A 14,421-nucleotide genomic window follows, 5' to 3' on the forward strand; every position below is an offset into this window, starting at 1 on the left:
ATCGTCGGCATGAGACTCGTCAACCACGAACGCGATGCGACGGACCTGCGGACCACCCCCGTGCACCTGGGACTGGGATCGAGAGCGAGACCCGTCGAGGGCTTCACCTGGGACCCGGAGGTGCTCCGTGCCTACAGCGCCGCGGTCGCGGCAGACGGCGCCGAGGGCCGGATGGTGATGATCTTCGACGACGACGGGCTCGGCGACCACTGGGAGAGCCACCCCGCGGGCGACGAACTGGTCGTCTGCCTCACCGGGTCCGTGACGGTGACCCGCGACGTGGACGGGGCCCTCGACCGCGTTCTGCTCGGACCGGGCGAGGCCACGATCAACCCGGCAGGGGTATGGCACGTGGTCGACACGGACGGGCCTGCGTCCCTCCTGGCCATCACCCCGACCCTCGGCACCGACCACCGCCCTCGGACCGGCACCCGCCCGACTGAACGCGTCGGCACGCCCGGCCCGGAGGAAGCGCCGTGACGACACGCATCGCGTGCCTCGGCGACAGCCTCACCCGCGCACAGTTCAGCGTGGACTACCTGGATCTTCTCGCACGACGCCACCCTCCCGGTGATGTGCAGCCTGCCCGTTTCGGCACCAACGGCGACTTCGCCTACAACCTCTTGCAGCGCCTCGATGCCGTCGTCACGAACCCACCCGATGTGATCACCGTGCTGATCGGGACCAACGACGCCCGGGCGAGCCTTGCCGGCTACCCCGTCGAGCAAGCCATGAAGCGCAAGCAGCTCCCTGACCGCCCCTCGACCGGCTGGTTCCAACAGTGCCTGGGGGACGTCGTCGCACGGCTGCGAGCGGAGACCGACGCGACGATCGGTCTGCTGTCGCTACCGGTACTCGGCCAGCAGCTCGACGGAGCGGCGGCACAGGCATCGCGGGCGTACAGCCGGATGATCGCCGAGGTCGCCACCACCAACGAGGTGGCCTACCTTCCGCTCCACGAACGCCAGACCGAAGAACTGCGCCGAGCGGACCCTCCGCCGATTTCGTACCGGGAGGTCACGCCCGCAGCGGCCGTCGGCGTCCTCGTCCAGCACGCAGTGCTGCGCCGCAGCCTCGACACGATCTCGCGGCGGCGAGGCCTCGTACTCACGACCGACCACATCCACCAGAACAGCCGCGGCGCCGCCCTCGTCGCTGAGGTCATCGACGCCGGTCTGCTGCCCCGGAGCGCGTAGCCGCGGCGCGGCCCTACAGCTGCTCCGCTCCCCGGCGGTCCGCTCCCGGCCGGGCCGTTACCCGTCCGCCCGGCTCTTCCGGCCGGCCCGCTCCTCAGGCGGGCCGGCCGGAAGGCCGGGTGATGTCCCGTCCGGGGGCCGGATCTACTTCCGGGCTGCCGCTCCCCCGGCGCTGCCGTTGATGACGAACTGCGATCCGGGTTCGATGACCACGTCGCCGTCGGCGGAGCCGGTGACGGTGACATCGGTCAGGGTCGCGCTGCCCCGTGCGCCGCCATGTGCCAGGATCCCGGATCCGTTGACGGAATTGTCGATGCGGACGTGCGAGATCTGCGCTCCGGGCACGGAGCCGCCTCCCGACTTGAACTGGATCCCGTCGTAGGTGGAGTCGTGGATGTCGGTGTCACGGATGGTCACGCCGGGGATGTCCTGGCCCGCCGCGAACAACGTGATCGCGCCGAATTCCTGGGCCTCGCCCCAGAACGCCCCTCCCGTGCGGTGAAGCGCGTTGTTGGCGATCAGCGTCTGCCCGGAGAAGGGCAGCGGGTCATGGTCCATGGCCAGCATGATGCCGGGGTAGTTCATCGTGTCGGAGATGATGTTGTTCTCGATGGTGTTGCCGTAACCGCCGTAGATCGCGATGCCGTTGGCCCTCCACGGCAGCTGGATCGTGTTGTTGCGGAAGTGGTTGTCGTGGCCGATGTCCACCGAGGGGTTCTTCACGTACTTGCTCGACCACACGGCCAGCGCGTCGTCACCCGTGTTCCTGAAGGAGGAGTTGAACACCGTCGAGTCGCGCGTCCCGTTGGCGAAGTTGATGCCGTCGGCATAGGTGTTGCGGATCCGCATGCCCGTGAACTCGACGCCGTCGCCGGGTCCCCAGAGATCAGGGATGTTGTCGTAGTCGCGGCCCACCCAGACACCCACGTTCGCGTGCTCCAGCCACACGTTGGTGATCGCGGTGCCCTCGCCGAAGCGCCCGTTCAGGCCCACTCCGCCCTCGGCGTTGCCGTCCCCGCCGCGGATGGTCCCGGAGCCGAAGATCGCCAGGTCCGAGATCTTGGTGTTGTCGTCGATGTCGAAGCCGAAGTTCCCCTCGTGCGGGTGGTTGATACCTCCGGCGTTCTGGGGCTGGGTGAGGGTGTACAGCTGGGAGTGCCACATACCCGCGCCGCGGATGGTGACGTCCTTGATGCCGACCTGGTTGAACTGGCCCCGGTTCAGGGGGTCGTCGGTCAGGATCTTCTGTTCCTGCCGCCACTGCCCCGGCGGGATCCACACGCAGCCGATGTCGCCGTTCTGATCGGCCGTCACCGCACGCTGGAGGGCGTCCGTGTCGTCGATGCCGTCGTTCGGGACGGCTCCGTACGTGGTGATCGAGGTGCAGCCGGCGGGCTGGGCCGTTGCGGGTGCCACCTGTTCCAGGTCCACCAGGTCGATGATGTAGAAGGAGGCCGAGTCGCCCGCGTCCCGCTGGAGGCGGAACTTGGTCCCCGCGGGGAAGGTCCGGCCGAGCAGGGCGTTGGACTCGTCGAACAGCCTGCGGGCGTCCGCCCCCGGCTGGTTGGTCAGGCCTTCCGGGCTGTCCGTGTCGCCGTAGAGCCAGCTGTGCTTGGAGGAGAGTGTCAGTTTCCGGACGAAGGTGTTGTCGGCGTACAGGCTGATCGTGGCCTCGGCCCCGCCTCCTCCGGGGGCGTCGGGGACGGAGTTGCGGACCACGATCGAGTTCGAGGGCACGGTGGAGGTGACCTCGACGTACTCACCGGTGGAGTTGAGCCGCACGGACTCGCGCCCCGAGGACTCCGTGGCGAAGTTGGTGTGCCCGAAGGTGCGCTCCTTGTCGGACTTCAGCAACGTCCCCTTGTACGTGCCCTGTTCGGCCTCGTACTCGGTGTAGGGGACAGCCGCTCCTCGGCCGACCACGATGGCCCGTGAGTAGACGTTGTTGCTCTCGTTGGTCTCCGGGACGACGCCGGTGGCGTCCGCGGTCGCGGTCACGTTGGCCCCGCCGCTCTTCGCGGTCCAGCTCCCGCTGACGGGCACGCTGACCGTGCCTCCGGCGGGGACCGCCCCGGTCGTGCCGTTCAGTGTGGTGCTCTCCACCAGAAGGCGGGTGACCGTCGAGGAACTCACCGCGGTCGTGCCGCGGTTGCGGACGGACACGGTGAAGGTGACGGGAGCTCCCACGGCGGGGCTGGACGGACTGGACGTGATGCCGAGCACCTCGAGGTCGGGCCCGGGGCTCTGGCCCACGACCAGCTTCTCAGGCGCGGTGCGGCTGTTGTTGCTGTTGTCCTGCTCGACGACCGTGTCGGTCGGGTCGACCACCGCCGAGACGCCGTACGTGCCCATCGGGCGCCTGCCGACGTCCACCGCCACGGTGGCCGACGCTCCGGCGGCGAGCGCGCCCACGGGTGCGCTGCCGGCGACGACGCCCTCCAGACTGACGTCGACGGCCGTCGCGGCGGCCGCCGAGGTGCCGGTGTTGCGGACGGTGGCCCGCACGGTGACGTCGTCCTTCTCGGACGGCGACGCGGGCGACCACGTCAGTTCGGACACGGTCAGGTCGGGGTTGGGCGCGGCGGTCCCGACGACCTGGATCTCCGCGACCTGGGCCCCGGGAGCACCGGTGTTGGAGAAGAACTTGAGCTGGACGTCCGCGTACCGCCCAGTGACCGGAACGGTCACCGTGTTCTGGTTTCCGGTCGGATTGAACACGTAGTCGGCCCGGTTCTTCAGGGAGGTGAACGCCGTGGCGGACTGGGCGCGGCCGAGCACCTGGACGCTCTGCGTACGGGTCGCCCATGCCTGGTCCGGGGAGAGCTTGACGACGACGGCCTCGATGTCGGCGTCGGCTCCGAGCTTCACCGTGAGCGTCGAGGGGTGGCCGTTCGACTCCCAGTACGTGCCGGTCCTGTCGTCGTTGGCGTTGGCGGCCACGTAGGTCTGGGCGTACGACGACGCCTCGATCGGCTTGTTCAGCGCCAGGTTGGAGCCCTCGGAGGCCGGCGGGCCCGGGTCTTCGCCGCCGTCCTCGCCGTAGACCTCGACCTGGGAGAGCTGAGCGGCGTTCCAGCCGCTGTTGGCGGTCACCTGCACACGGATGTACCGCGCCTGCTTCGCGGTGAAGTCGATGGTGACGGCGTTGCCGGCCTCCGGGCTGAACGCCCGGGCGGCGGAAGCCGACAGCGCGCCGAAGGTGCTTCCGTCGGTACTGCCCTGGACGCCGAGCGTCTGGGTCCGCGCCTCCCACGTGGCCGGCAGTTTCAGCACCACCCGGTCGACGTCGAACGCGTTGCCCAGGTCGATCCGGACCCACTGCGGGAACGTTCCGGGACTCTCCCAGTACGTCTGCTGGCTGCCGTCGGTGATGTTCGACGCCGGGTAGGCGCCGTGCGACCCGCTGGTCGTGACCTGCTTACCGAGGGCCAGGTCGGGGCTCTGCGCGGCGGCCGTGGCGGTGACCGGCAGGAGGCCGACGGTCATCAGCGCGGCCGCCACCGCACCGACGGCGAACCGCCGGCCGAGTTGCTTCCATCTCATGCTGTCCTCAGTTCCGTGGGACTGCGGGACCGGCGAGGGCGTGCCGAGGCGTCGCCGTCCGCCCGGCGCAGTACGTGCCGGGTGGCCGGCGACGGGCCCGGGCGGGCTGCCGGTACACCGATGGGGGGACGATCCGGGACACCGACAGGTGAGAGAGCAGGGCCACCTGCCGGGAACTCGCGCGTATTGCCTAGGATTTTGAGTGATCCGGTCAATTTTTTGCGGTGTCGAGGTGACAGGTTTCTAGCAGGTGACACATTTGTCAACGGTTCTCACTCGGGCGCCCACGTCCGTACCCCCGTCCGCGCAGTTCGGCACCGGCCCGGGAGGACGCACGGCAGCCCCGAAGCGGAAGGAACCCCGCGTCGCCCGGGCCGGCTCCCGGAGTGCGAGCCGGCGCGCTCCGGGGGCCGGGCGGCCGCGAGACTCAGCCGCCCGGACGAACGGGGAAGGCACCCGCGGCAGCCGCCAGCACCGCCGCCTCGGCAGCCCGTTCCGGGAGATGCGGGTCGGAGTCGGCGCGCAGGAGTACCAGTTGGTGGTAGAGCGGCGCCGTGGCGGCGATGAGCAGGCTCCGCGCGTCCGCGCACCGTGCGGGGAGTTCGCCGCGGCCGACGGCACGCTCGACGAGGATCTCGCACTGGGCGTACCGGTCCGCCCACAGCCGGGTCTGGGCCCGGGCGGCCTGTTCGGAGTGGAACGAGGCCGCCATCAGCGCGACGGCGAAGGACGGCCGCACGACCAGGGATTCCTGGATCTCCTGGTTGAGGGACGTCAGATCGCCGCGCAGGGAGCCGGTGTCCGGCGGCTGCCAGTCGATCTCACCGGCGGCGTCGATGAGATCGACGAGCAGGCCACCCACGTCGCGCCAGCGCCGGTAGACAGTGGTGCGGTGCACTCCCGCACGGGTCGCGACGCCCTCCATCGTGAGCCCCTCGTGACCGCTGTCCGCGAGTTCGGCACGCACCGCGTCGAGGACCTGGGCACGGATGCGGGCGGTGCGGCCGCCCGGACGGCGGTCCGGCGTGGTGGCCGTCGGGCCTGTCGGGTCTGTCATCAGAGTTCCAGTATCCGGTTGATCGACGTGCCGGGCCGTGCCAGCATCTTAACGCGACAGTTGTCGCACTAGGTAGCCTTGCCGAGAGGAACCCCCCGCCGATGCCGCCCGTTCCCGCCGACCCCACCGTGCTCCACCCGATGCCCGAGCACCCCCGCGTCGTCCTGCTGAAGCCGCTGGTGAAGTCACCGCTGATCGAGGTCGGCGACTTCTCGTACTACGACGATCCGGACGACCCGGCCTCGTTCGAGACGCGCAACGTGCTGTACCACTACGGCCCCGATCGGCTGGTCATCGGCAGGTTCTGCGCACTGGGCACGGGCACACGGTTCCTCATGAACGGCGCCAACCACCGTATGGACGGCCCGTCCACGTTCCCCTTCCCCACCATGGGCGGTTCCTGGGCCGAGCACTTCGACCTGATCACCGGCCTGCCGGGCCGGGGCGACACCGTCGTCGGCCACGACGTCTGGTTCGGCCACGGGGCCACGGTCATGCCCGGCGTACGGATCGGCCACGGCGCGATCATCGCCGCCGGCGCCGTGGTCACCGGCGACGTCCCCGACTACGGCATCGCCGGGGGCAACCCCGCCCGCCTCATCCGAACGCGCTACGACGCCACGGACGTCGCCCGGCTCCTCGCCGTGGCGTGGTGGGACTGGCCCGTGCGGTTCATCACCGAGCACGTACGGACGATCATGTCGGGGACCGTCGCCGACCTGGAGGAGGCGGCCGCGCGAGCCGAGCGGCCCTGACGGCGTATCCCCCACACCACCCGTTCCTGCCCCGGAGACAGGTGATCCCGTGTCCCGTCGCCGTTCCCATATCGCGATGGTCGGTGTCCCGATCGTCAGTCACGTCCTGCCCGGCCTCGCGCTCATCCGTGAACTGGCGGCGCGCGGGCACCGGGTCACCTATGCCATCGACCCGCTCATGGCCGACCGGATCGAGTCCGCCGGCGCCGAGCTGGTTCACTGCACCTCCACGTTGCCCGTCGCCGACAACGACTGGCCTGCCGACCCCGTCGCCGCGGCGAGCCTCTTCCTGGACGACGCGGTCCGGGCGCTACCGCAGCTGCGCGCCGTCTACGACGACGATCCGGCCGACCTGTACCTCTACGACATCGGCGCCTACGCCGCACGCGCCCTGGCCGAAGCGCAGGGCCGTCCCCTCCTGCAGCTGTCCCCGACGTTCGTCGGCTGGGACGGCTACGAGGAGGAAGTCGCCTCGCAGCTGCGGAAGTCACCGGGCGCCGACGCCTACCGGGAGAGGTTCGCGCGGTGGCTCGAGGAGTGCGGGGCGACGACCACGGACGTGGACGCCTTCTCCGGACCGCCCGCCCGGGCCCTCGCCCTGATCCCCCGGGCGATGCAGCCGCACGCCGATCGCGTCGACACCGGCAGGGTGACCTTCGTCGGCCCCTGTTCCGGCACCCGGGCGGACACGGACGGCTGGACCCGCCCGGCAGCCGCGGAGCACGTACTGCTGGTCTCACTCGGCTCCGCGTACACCCGCCGGCCCGCGTTCTACCGGCAGTGCGTCGCCGCCTTCGGCGACATGCCCGGCTGGCACGTCGTTCTCCAGATCGGCGCGTACACCGACCCCGGGGAGCTCGGTCCCGTCCCGCCCGACGTCGAGGTGCGCCCCTGGGTCCCGCAGCGGGCGATTCTGGAACAGGCCGACGCCTTCGTCACCCACGCCGGGATGGGCGGCTGCGGCGAGGGGCTCCTGGCCGGAGTTCCCATGATCGCCGTGCCGCAGGGCGCCGAGCAGTTCATGAACGCCGACCGGCTCGTGGAACTCGGCGTCGCCCGCCGCGTGGACACCGCTGACGCGACCGCCGAGACCCTTCGCGCCGCCCTGGACGACCTGCTCGCGGATCCGGAACGCGTACAGCGGTCCGCTCAGTTGCAGTCGGCGGCCCGGACCGAGGGCGGCATCCCGCGCGCCGTCGGAATCGTCGAGGACATGCTGGCCGGCGGGAGTGGCCGCGGCACCCCTGCACCGCTCACGCACGGTCGGTAGCACCGCACCAGGCCGCCCCCGACGCCGCCGACGCCTTCAGCGGTCGCGCGCCCCGCTCGCGCGCCCCGCTCGCGCGCACCGTTCGCGTGCACCGGGTGACGACATCGCGGCCGGTGATCCCCGTCCGCCGACTCGAACACACGTAGGGCGGGTGCCGCGCTACCCGAACCGCCACCGATGGGTTAGGTTAGGCATGCCTAAGTAGCTGTCATGAGGTCTCCCCGCCCGCTCCTCTGGAGGACTTGGATGCGTCCTTTCCACTCCCGCGTCACCCTGCCCACTCCCGCCGAACGCGTGCTGTCGATCCTGACCGCGGCTCATTCGATGACGGTGGTGAGCGACGGGCTCGACCCCATCGAGGTGCACCGGCTCGACGGCACGGCCGCGATGGGCCACATCCACCTGCACGAACCATCCGAGGCCGGTCCCGCACCGGCAGGGCCCCGCATCCCCGTCCGGCTGAAGTTCACCGACATCGCGCCCACGCCGGTGCGCGACCGCACCCGTGCCCGCGTCACGGTGACCGGCCTGCTGTCGGCCCCCTACAGCACGGAGTCCCCGGAGAGCACCTGCATGGAGTTCGGCCAGGCGGTCTTCGAGGACCACAGGGGCCGGTCCTTCGTCACGCTGGACACGCTGCAGGAGACAGAACCCGATCCGATCGCCACCAGCGAGGCGGGCATGCTGACCCACCTCGTGGACGACCACAACGAGCTGGTCCCCCTGCTTCTCCGGCTCGTGCAGCCGCAGCCGGAGAAGGGCGCGAAGCGCGTCCTCCCCCTGGCGATGGACCGCTACGGCGTGACCCTGCGCCTGGAGTACGCCGGCGCCCACCGTGACGTACGGCTCCCGTTCGCGAAGGCCGTGTCCCGTCTCGACCAGGCGGGCCCGCAGATCCACGCCCTGCTGGCCGCCGCCCGCCGCGCTTCCCACCGCAATCAACTGCTCACCTGACCACGGGTCCGGAGCCACGGCCGAACAGGCCCCGCGACCTTCCGGACGGCCGGTAGCGTGCTCCGGATGAGGACGGGAAGCGAAGAGACACGGCTGATCGTCGTACGGGGGAACTCGGCCTCGGGCAAGTCCTCGGTGGCCGCGGGGATCCGCGACCGCTTCGGCCGTGGCCTCGCCGTGGTCGGGCAGGACAACCTCCGCCGGACCGTACTGCGCGAGCACGACCGGCCGGGGGGTGCGAACATCGGCCTGATCGACACGGTGGCGCGCTACGCGCTCGAAGCCGGCTACCACGTCGTCGTCGAAGGCATCCTGTACTCCGACCGCTACGGCGACATGCTCACCGGCCTGGTCGCAGACCACCGCGGCGTCTCCCGTTGCTACTACCTGGACGTTCCGCTCGACGAGACGTTCGCCCGGCACTCCTCGAAGGCCGATGCCGCCTATCGGGCGCAGGTGACCGAGCGGCATCTGCGCGACTGGTACCGGGAGCGCGATCTCCTGCCCGGCGACGTCGAGTCCGTGGTCAGCAGCCGTAGCTCCCTCGACGAGACGGTCGGCCGAATCATCCGGGAGACAGGTCTCGCGGCGATGCCCGCACGCGAGGAGTGACCGTCGCCCCCGGCGCCCGGAGCCGGACGCACGGGCCGACCGAACGGTCCCGCTCCGTCCCGAGGCTCCGGCTCGCCGGCCGCCTGATCAAGGGGCAGGAGTTCGGGGCGTCCCCGACGAGTGGGCGGTCATTGAGCAGGTGCACCGCACGGTGGCCCCTGCCGAACGGCTGGTGAACCGGCCGGGCCCGTCGTGGACATCGGCGCCGACGGCTTCGGCGAATCCATGGCACCGGTCTGCGAAGTGAGCCATCATATGGCGCGACGGAGGGTGCTATGCGGCGGCGATGGTTGGTAGGCGGCGCTCTTGCCGCAGTTAGCGGGATGGGCTACGCAGTCCGGGCATGCCAAGTGATTCCGAGTGGATCAGCTGCCATCGTGGAACGCTTTGGCCGTTACAGCAGGACCCTGCGTCCTGGGCTGCGCACCATCACGCCGCTTGTGGACACGATACGGAACCGCATTGACTTGCGGGAGCAGACAGTTCCATTCCCACTGCGCATTGTCTCGATGTACGACGGCACCGATCTGCCCATCGAGTTCACAATTCAGTACAGCGTCACCGATCCAGTCAAGGCAACTTACGGCACGGCTAGTTATATTCATGCGCTCGAGCGGCATGCCGCATACGAACTCACCTATGCCCTCGCGAACCTGGCCGCTGCCGACGCACGCCTGTCGCTTCAGCAGATAGCTGATTCAGTCCGTCGCGTCCTCGCACCTCGGGCCCAGCGATGGGGTCTCACTCTGCACGAATTCTTGTTGACCCTCGGCGAGGTTACGACCAGTGACGTTGAGGACGAAGCTCGCGTGGCCGCGCAGCACGGCGGGGCTTCCGCACAGTTCTACGCCCCGCACATGACCATGAACGTCCTTCCGGACGGCCAGATCACCCACCAGATCAGCGGGAGACTCAGCGAAATGAGTAACTGGAATATCGGCAAGCAGGAGATTTCCGGCGGAAATGTGCAACAAGGTGATCACAACAGCCAAGATAATCGAGGATTGGATCCGGAGGGCGCACGAGAAGCTCGGGCCGTGATCGGCGAACTCCTCGAGTCGCTGCGTGCGGAACTACGAGCAGGCCAGCTCTCGAATCAATCACTTATCCATGAAGCCGAGGTCATTGAAGGCGAACTTGTAGCTGCCGAGCAGGAAGACCGCACGCCTGACCTCGGCCTGATGCGTCGGGCATGGCGCCAGATGAAGGAAGCGGCTGTTCCAGCGACGATCGCCGTGGCAGGGAGTGAGACAGCGGACCTCGTGACCCAACTCGGTCAGCTGATCGGCGCGTGACAGGACATCCTGCACGACGGGATGAATACGGGATGGCTGAGGGCTGTCCCGTGAGCGATCTCCCTGCCGGCACGTGCCGCGCCGCCCTGTAGTGTGCGGGTCCGCACCTGTAAGACTTGTGTAGAAGCAGGGTCGCCGAGTAGACGGGTTGGGCGCATAGAGCGCATCGGTGGATTGTTGACGGGCTGCGGGCCCTCGGTGTTGGAAGCGCTCAGGACTGCCGGGTGGAGAGCGGGACGACGGATCGACACCGAGACCTGGACACAACGACTCGTGGCGGTGGGGTTCGAGTGCAACGACGTTGCGACAGCGGTTTGGGCAGAGTTCGGCGAACTGACGATCAAGAGTTCTCCGGCTCGTGCCCCTTCCTCGTCGCTGCACCTGGATCCCGTTGACGCCTGCATCGACGCGTCTGCGGAGGCTCAGAGGCTGAGGCGCCGATACGGGGAGAACTACAGTCCTCTGGGCATGTGGTCGATCCAGTACAGGTCATACGTGGCGGCGACCGGGCGTGTCATCGCCGTAGGACCGGGCTTCCTGTGGCAGTTGGGCGCCAGCTTCGCAGAGGCACTGACCTACGTGGTGGATGGCGCCGGCGGTCCCGATCGTACCGAGCGGGCAGCCTGGCTGTGACTCCTTCGCATACCGTCGCGGGACCGCTCCCACCAGGTGAGATGATCTTGCGATGTCTGGCGTGATCACGATGTCGGAGCCGGTCCTGGACAGCCCCGTGAACCGGGCTGAGCCCGCGTGTCTTCGGCCAGCTGGTGACGGCCCTGCGCCGCGAGGGCGTGGATCCGGTCCGCATTGGCCGCCCGTGGCCACTTCCGCTGGAGGACCGTGTGCTGCTGGTAGTGGCTTACTGGCGCACGAATGTGACGCAGCGCCGGCTCGTCCTTCTCGCGCCGCAGAGGCGAGCAACTGCCCACTGGAAACAGGTCCGCGCCCGTGTCGAGCACGTCTTCGTCCGTATGAGGACCTGGAGGATCCTCCCGCTTCACCGAACCCGCGGCGGTCGCGGTTCACTACTCGGGCGAGGCGGTGGCGGCCGGCTCGGACCCAGGTGGATTCCCGGTCGCGCCGTCGCGGGCGGCGCGACCGGGACGCGGCTCAGCTGATCGGGCCGAAGATCTCGGTACGGTCGAAGTCAGCGTCCATGCCGTCCAGGACCGCTCCCAGTTGCTTCTCCTCGTACTTGAAGTGCGTCTCCATGACTGCCTCGATCCCGTCCAGGTGGCGGTGCGCCACCTCCGGGTCGGTCGAGTCGGCCACCGCCTGCTGCAATCCACCGATGAGGTGCTCGATCATGTTGTGGTCCTGAGTCAGCTTCGCGAGCACCGGCGCCAGGTCGGGTCGCGCCCGTACCAGTTCCGGGAACAGCGAACCGTCCTCGGCGCGATGGTGGCCGGACAGGGCGGCGCAGAACCCGTGGCAGAACAACAGCAGGTCGGTGGCGGCGTCAGCGGGGTCGCCGCCGTCCAGTCCCGCCCGCGCCAGCGCCAACGCATTGCGCAGCTTGCCGTGCACCCGGTGCAGTTCGCCGCCCCAGGCGGTGACGCGGTCAGTCGGCAAGAACGCCCTCCCGTCGCAGCCAGGCCGCGCACGCGGTCGTCCAGGACGCGGTGTGCGGTTCGCGCGCGATGAACTTGTGCGGCTCGCCGCCGTATTCCACGCCGTCGGCCAGGCCGATGCCGTGGCTGCCGCCCGGGTAGACGTGCAACTCCACCGGTACTGCGGCCGCCGCCAGAACCCGGGTCCACTCCAGGGCGTTGGGCAGGCCCGGCGGGTCCTGAGCGGTGGCCCATACGAAGGTCGGACACACCGACGCGTCCACATGCTTGGCCGGGGACAGTTCGTCCTTGATGGGCAGCAGGTCGCCGAGCAGGTTCTCGACCACCGGCGGCGGCAGCAGGTCGAGGTCGGCCAGCGCATAGGCCAGGATCGCGAAGTCCGGTCGGGGCGGGGCGGCGACGCCCTCCTCGATGGACAGGACCCGACCGGTCATGAGCAGACCGGCGAGTTGGCCGCCCGCGCTTGATCCGATGACGCCGACCCGGCCGATGTCGAGGCCGTGGTCGCCGTTGCGGATGTGGTCCAATCCGGCCCGGGCGTCTTCGAGCGGAGCCGGGAACCGGTCCGGCAGCAGCCGGTAGGACAGGACGAAGGCGTGGATGCCGAGGCCGGACAGCCAGCGGGCGTAGCCTTCGCCCTCGTGCGGTGGAAGTTCCCGGAAGCCGCCGCCGGGCAGGACGAGGACGGCGGGTCGGGGGCCGAGAAACCGGTCCTCGGCGGGGTAGAGCGTGATCTTCTGTGAAATTGGGGTGGGAATGGCCGGAGCCACCTTTCGATACGACGCCTCCATGCCTGACGATTCATCCGCCACCGGCACGCGACGCTGCATGAAACTATAACTGCCGCTGCTAGAGGGGTGGTTGAGTCGCACTGCACTGCCGTCATTGACTCAGGGTGAGTCGCTCAGTCTCCGAGGACCGCGAGTCGGCGTCATCACCGCAGGTCGTGCAGGATTGACACGGCTATGACCGAGCTGGTGGCCCGGACCGGGCGGACCCCGCTCGCGCTCCGGCACCGGTGGCCGTCCCTGCCGGGACGGGGCTGCCGTGGGACGGCGGGTCTCCAGGACGACCGCCGTCGCGGACACGGACCGGTCCTCGTACATGGTGATCACCTGGCCGGGCCGGAGGTGCAGCCAACGGGAGGGATCGAGAGGGGCCAGCCGTACCGGGGCCCGCCCGCCCGGCGCGAGGCAGGGAAGGAACTCCACCCACAGGGCGGCGATGTCGAGGGCCGGTCCGCCGTCCGGAGCGGTGTTCCCGATATCCCACATGGGACGCAGGACGCCGGAACCTGTGACGGGTGTCCGACGCCACGTCTCGGAGGCCGGGCGGAGGGTGAGATCTGCCCGGATGACGCCGTAGCGGGTCTCGTAGGAGCGCCAGCGGCACCAGGCGGTGCTCCGCTCCATACCGAGCTGTTCGGCCACGGTGGCCATGTCCTCCCAGAAAGCGGGCGGTGGAGGCGGGACGTCGACGAGCTCCTCGAGCATCGCGAGCGCCACGTCCCACTCGTCGCGGGTGAGGTGGTCCCAGATGTCGCTCACCGTGAGGTCGTCCGCGGTCGCCCTCTCCTCGGGCGAGAGCAGGGAGGCCGCTTCGAGCAGCGCGATGACGTCCATGCTCCTGATTCTGTACCAGCCGCTCCGGGGCACCGGCCGTGTGCCGCGACCGGGAACGCGTCCGGGGGGTGGCACGCGTGCCACCCCCCGGTGAACCGGCTCGGCCCTCAGGTCTGAGGACGGCTGCCGTGGTTCGCGCCGTTCTTGCGGCGGGCCTTCTTCTTACGACGTCGCTTCGAGGACATCGAACCTCCTCATTCGGTAGCTCCTGCACACTATCCACCGGATTGTCGGATCCGGCGATCACAGAGCCCCTTACCCGCCGGTGCGTCGCCAAACACTCGGCACCGACGCCGGCGAGTGGCGTGCGTCACGGTCCGCGACAGGCATCTCACTCCACGCGCCGGGGTCCCCGCGCACCGTGCGGATCGGTTTCTTCCGCCTCCATGGACAGCCGCCGACCTGCTGTGATGTGATCCGTGCGGCGGAACGGCCCTGCCCGGCGCTGCTCACCCGGGTAAGCCCCGGGTGCGTCGCGGGCGACGGCCGGAGCCTCCTCGCCCGACCTCACCGCTCGCACACCCGTGGTCCCCGCATCACCACGAC

Annotated in this window: 14 protein-coding genes and 1 pseudogene; 9 read left to right on the plus strand and 6 right to left on the minus strand. The window is 69.6% G+C overall.

The window, feature by feature from the left end:
- Positions 1 to 9: 9 nt before the first annotated feature.
- Both ACIRJR_RS16530 and ACIRJR_RS16535 read left to right on the plus strand, forming a co-directional pair.
- On the plus strand, positions 10 to 480 hold the full coding sequence (locus ACIRJR_RS16530) for a cupin domain-containing protein (RefSeq protein WP_403780221.1): 471 nt from the start codon (positions 10 to 12) through the stop codon (positions 478 to 480).
- Positions 477 to 1,196, plus strand: a complete 720-nt coding sequence (locus tag ACIRJR_RS16535; RefSeq protein ID WP_403780224.1) for an SGNH/GDSL hydrolase family protein — start codon at positions 477 to 479, stop codon at positions 1,194 to 1,196. Before ACIRJR_RS16530 ends, ACIRJR_RS16535 begins: the two co-directional genes overlap by 4 nt.
- A 144-nt stretch (positions 1,197 to 1,340) precedes the next feature.
- Here ACIRJR_RS16535 and ACIRJR_RS16540 read toward each other — a convergent pair whose 3' ends face one another.
- Together ACIRJR_RS16540 and ACIRJR_RS16545 are read right to left on the minus strand one after the other, a co-directional pair.
- Positions 1,341 to 4,739, minus strand: a complete 3,399-nt coding sequence (locus ACIRJR_RS16540; RefSeq protein ID WP_403780227.1) for a CARDB domain-containing protein — start codon at positions 4,737 to 4,739, stop codon at positions 1,341 to 1,343.
- 427 nt (positions 4,740 to 5,166) lie between these two features.
- Positions 5,167 to 5,796, minus strand: a complete 630-nt coding sequence (locus ACIRJR_RS16545) for a TetR/AcrR family transcriptional regulator C-terminal ligand-binding domain-containing protein (RefSeq protein WP_403780230.1) — start codon at positions 5,794 to 5,796, stop codon at positions 5,167 to 5,169.
- A 101-nt stretch (positions 5,797 to 5,897) separates the two neighbouring features.
- Here ACIRJR_RS16545 and ACIRJR_RS16550 point away from each other — a divergent pair, with 101 nt between their 5' ends.
- From ACIRJR_RS16550 to ACIRJR_RS16580, 7 genes and pseudogenes are all read left to right on the plus strand, one after another.
- On the plus strand, positions 5,898 to 6,551 hold the full coding sequence (locus ACIRJR_RS16550; RefSeq protein ID WP_403780233.1) for a CatB-related O-acetyltransferase: 654 nt from the start codon (positions 5,898 to 5,900) through the stop codon (positions 6,549 to 6,551).
- A gap of 76 nt (positions 6,552 to 6,627) precedes the next feature.
- Positions 6,628 to 7,821, plus strand: a complete 1,194-nt coding sequence (locus ACIRJR_RS16555; protein WP_403780376.1) for a macrolide family glycosyltransferase — start codon at positions 6,628 to 6,630, stop codon at positions 7,819 to 7,821.
- Between the two features lie 246 nt (positions 7,822 to 8,067).
- Complete coding sequence (locus ACIRJR_RS16560; protein ID WP_403780236.1) at positions 8,068 to 8,775, plus strand: DUF2470 domain-containing protein; 708 nt, start codon at positions 8,068 to 8,070, stop codon at positions 8,773 to 8,775.
- 66 nt (positions 8,776 to 8,841) lie between these two features.
- A complete protein-coding gene (locus ACIRJR_RS16565; RefSeq protein ID WP_403780238.1) occupies positions 8,842 to 9,387 on the plus strand; it encodes an AAA family ATPase in 546 nt (181 codons plus the stop codon).
- Positions 9,388 to 9,710: 323 nt separating this feature from the next.
- The gene (locus ACIRJR_RS16570) at positions 9,711 to 10,682 is read left to right on the plus strand and encodes an SPFH domain-containing protein (RefSeq protein ID WP_403780240.1); all 972 of its coding nucleotides are present in this window, start codon (positions 9,711 to 9,713) and stop codon (positions 10,680 to 10,682) included.
- A 198-nt stretch (positions 10,683 to 10,880) separates the two neighbouring features.
- Complete coding sequence (locus ACIRJR_RS16575) at positions 10,881 to 11,315, plus strand: SUKH-3 domain-containing protein (protein WP_403780243.1); 435 nt, start codon at positions 10,881 to 10,883, stop codon at positions 11,313 to 11,315.
- Between the two features lie 52 nt (positions 11,316 to 11,367).
- Positions 11,368 to 11,584: pseudogene (locus tag ACIRJR_RS16580) on the plus strand (IS5/IS1182 family transposase); the annotation flags it as partial.
- 208 nt (positions 11,585 to 11,792) lie between these two features.
- Here the strand turns inward: ACIRJR_RS16580 and ACIRJR_RS16585 are convergent.
- The 4 genes from ACIRJR_RS16585 to ACIRJR_RS16600 form a co-directional block, all read right to left on the minus strand.
- On the minus strand, positions 11,793 to 12,254 hold the full coding sequence (locus tag ACIRJR_RS16585; RefSeq protein WP_403780246.1) for a hemerythrin domain-containing protein: 462 nt from the start codon (positions 12,252 to 12,254) through the stop codon (positions 11,793 to 11,795).
- Entirely contained in the window at positions 12,244 to 13,083 is an 840-nt protein-coding gene (locus tag ACIRJR_RS16590; protein ID WP_403780249.1) for an alpha/beta hydrolase, read from the minus strand. Before ACIRJR_RS16590 ends, ACIRJR_RS16585 begins: the two co-directional genes overlap by 11 nt.
- Positions 13,084 to 13,143: 60 nt before the next feature.
- Positions 13,144 to 13,875 carry a hypothetical protein gene (locus ACIRJR_RS16595; RefSeq protein WP_403780252.1) on the minus strand — a complete coding sequence of 244 codons (732 nt, stop codon included), beginning with the start codon at positions 13,873 to 13,875 and terminating at the stop codon, positions 13,144 to 13,146.
- A 107-nt stretch (positions 13,876 to 13,982) separates the two neighbouring features.
- The gene (locus tag ACIRJR_RS16600; protein WP_371604899.1) at positions 13,983 to 14,060 is read right to left on the minus strand and encodes a 50S ribosomal protein bL37; all 78 of its coding nucleotides are present in this window, start codon (positions 14,058 to 14,060) and stop codon (positions 13,983 to 13,985) included.
- Positions 14,061 to 14,421 lie beyond the last annotated feature (361 nt).

The organism is Streptomyces sp. NPDC102402 (assembly GCF_044765765.1).
GTDB lineage: Bacteria > Actinomycetota > Actinomycetes > Streptomycetales > Streptomycetaceae > Streptomyces.

Coding starts and splice junctions, on each gene's coding strand:
- ACIRJR_RS16560 (WP_403780236.1), top strand. CDS start 8,068: ATGCGTCCTTTCCACTCCCGCGTCACCCTGCCCACTCCCGCCGAACGC.
- ACIRJR_RS16545 (WP_403780230.1), bottom strand. CDS start 5,796: ATGACAGACCCGACAGGCCCGACGGCCACCACGCCGGACCGCCGTCCG.
- ACIRJR_RS16550 (WP_403780233.1), top strand. CDS start 5,898: ATGCCGCCCGTTCCCGCCGACCCCACCGTGCTCCACCCGATGCCCGAG.
- ACIRJR_RS16590 (WP_403780249.1), bottom strand. CDS start 13,083: ATGCAGCGTCGCGTGCCGGTGGCGGATGAATCGTCAGGCATGGAGGCG.
- ACIRJR_RS16565 (WP_403780238.1), top strand. CDS start 8,842: ATGAGGACGGGAAGCGAAGAGACACGGCTGATCGTCGTACGGGGGAAC.
- ACIRJR_RS16540 (WP_403780227.1), bottom strand. CDS start 4,739: ATGAGATGGAAGCAACTCGGCCGGCGGTTCGCCGTCGGTGCGGTGGCG.
- ACIRJR_RS16555 (WP_403780376.1), top strand. CDS start 6,628: ATGGTCGGTGTCCCGATCGTCAGTCACGTCCTGCCCGGCCTCGCGCTC.
- ACIRJR_RS16530 (WP_403780221.1), top strand. CDS start 10: ATGAGACTCGTCAACCACGAACGCGATGCGACGGACCTGCGGACCACC.
- ACIRJR_RS16600 (WP_371604899.1), bottom strand. CDS start 14,060: ATGTCCTCGAAGCGACGTCGTAAGAAGAAGGCCCGCCGCAAGAACGGC.
- ACIRJR_RS16570 (WP_403780240.1), top strand. CDS start 9,711: ATGGGCTACGCAGTCCGGGCATGCCAAGTGATTCCGAGTGGATCAGCT.
- ACIRJR_RS16595 (WP_403780252.1), bottom strand. CDS start 13,875: ATGGACGTCATCGCGCTGCTCGAAGCGGCCTCCCTGCTCTCGCCCGAG.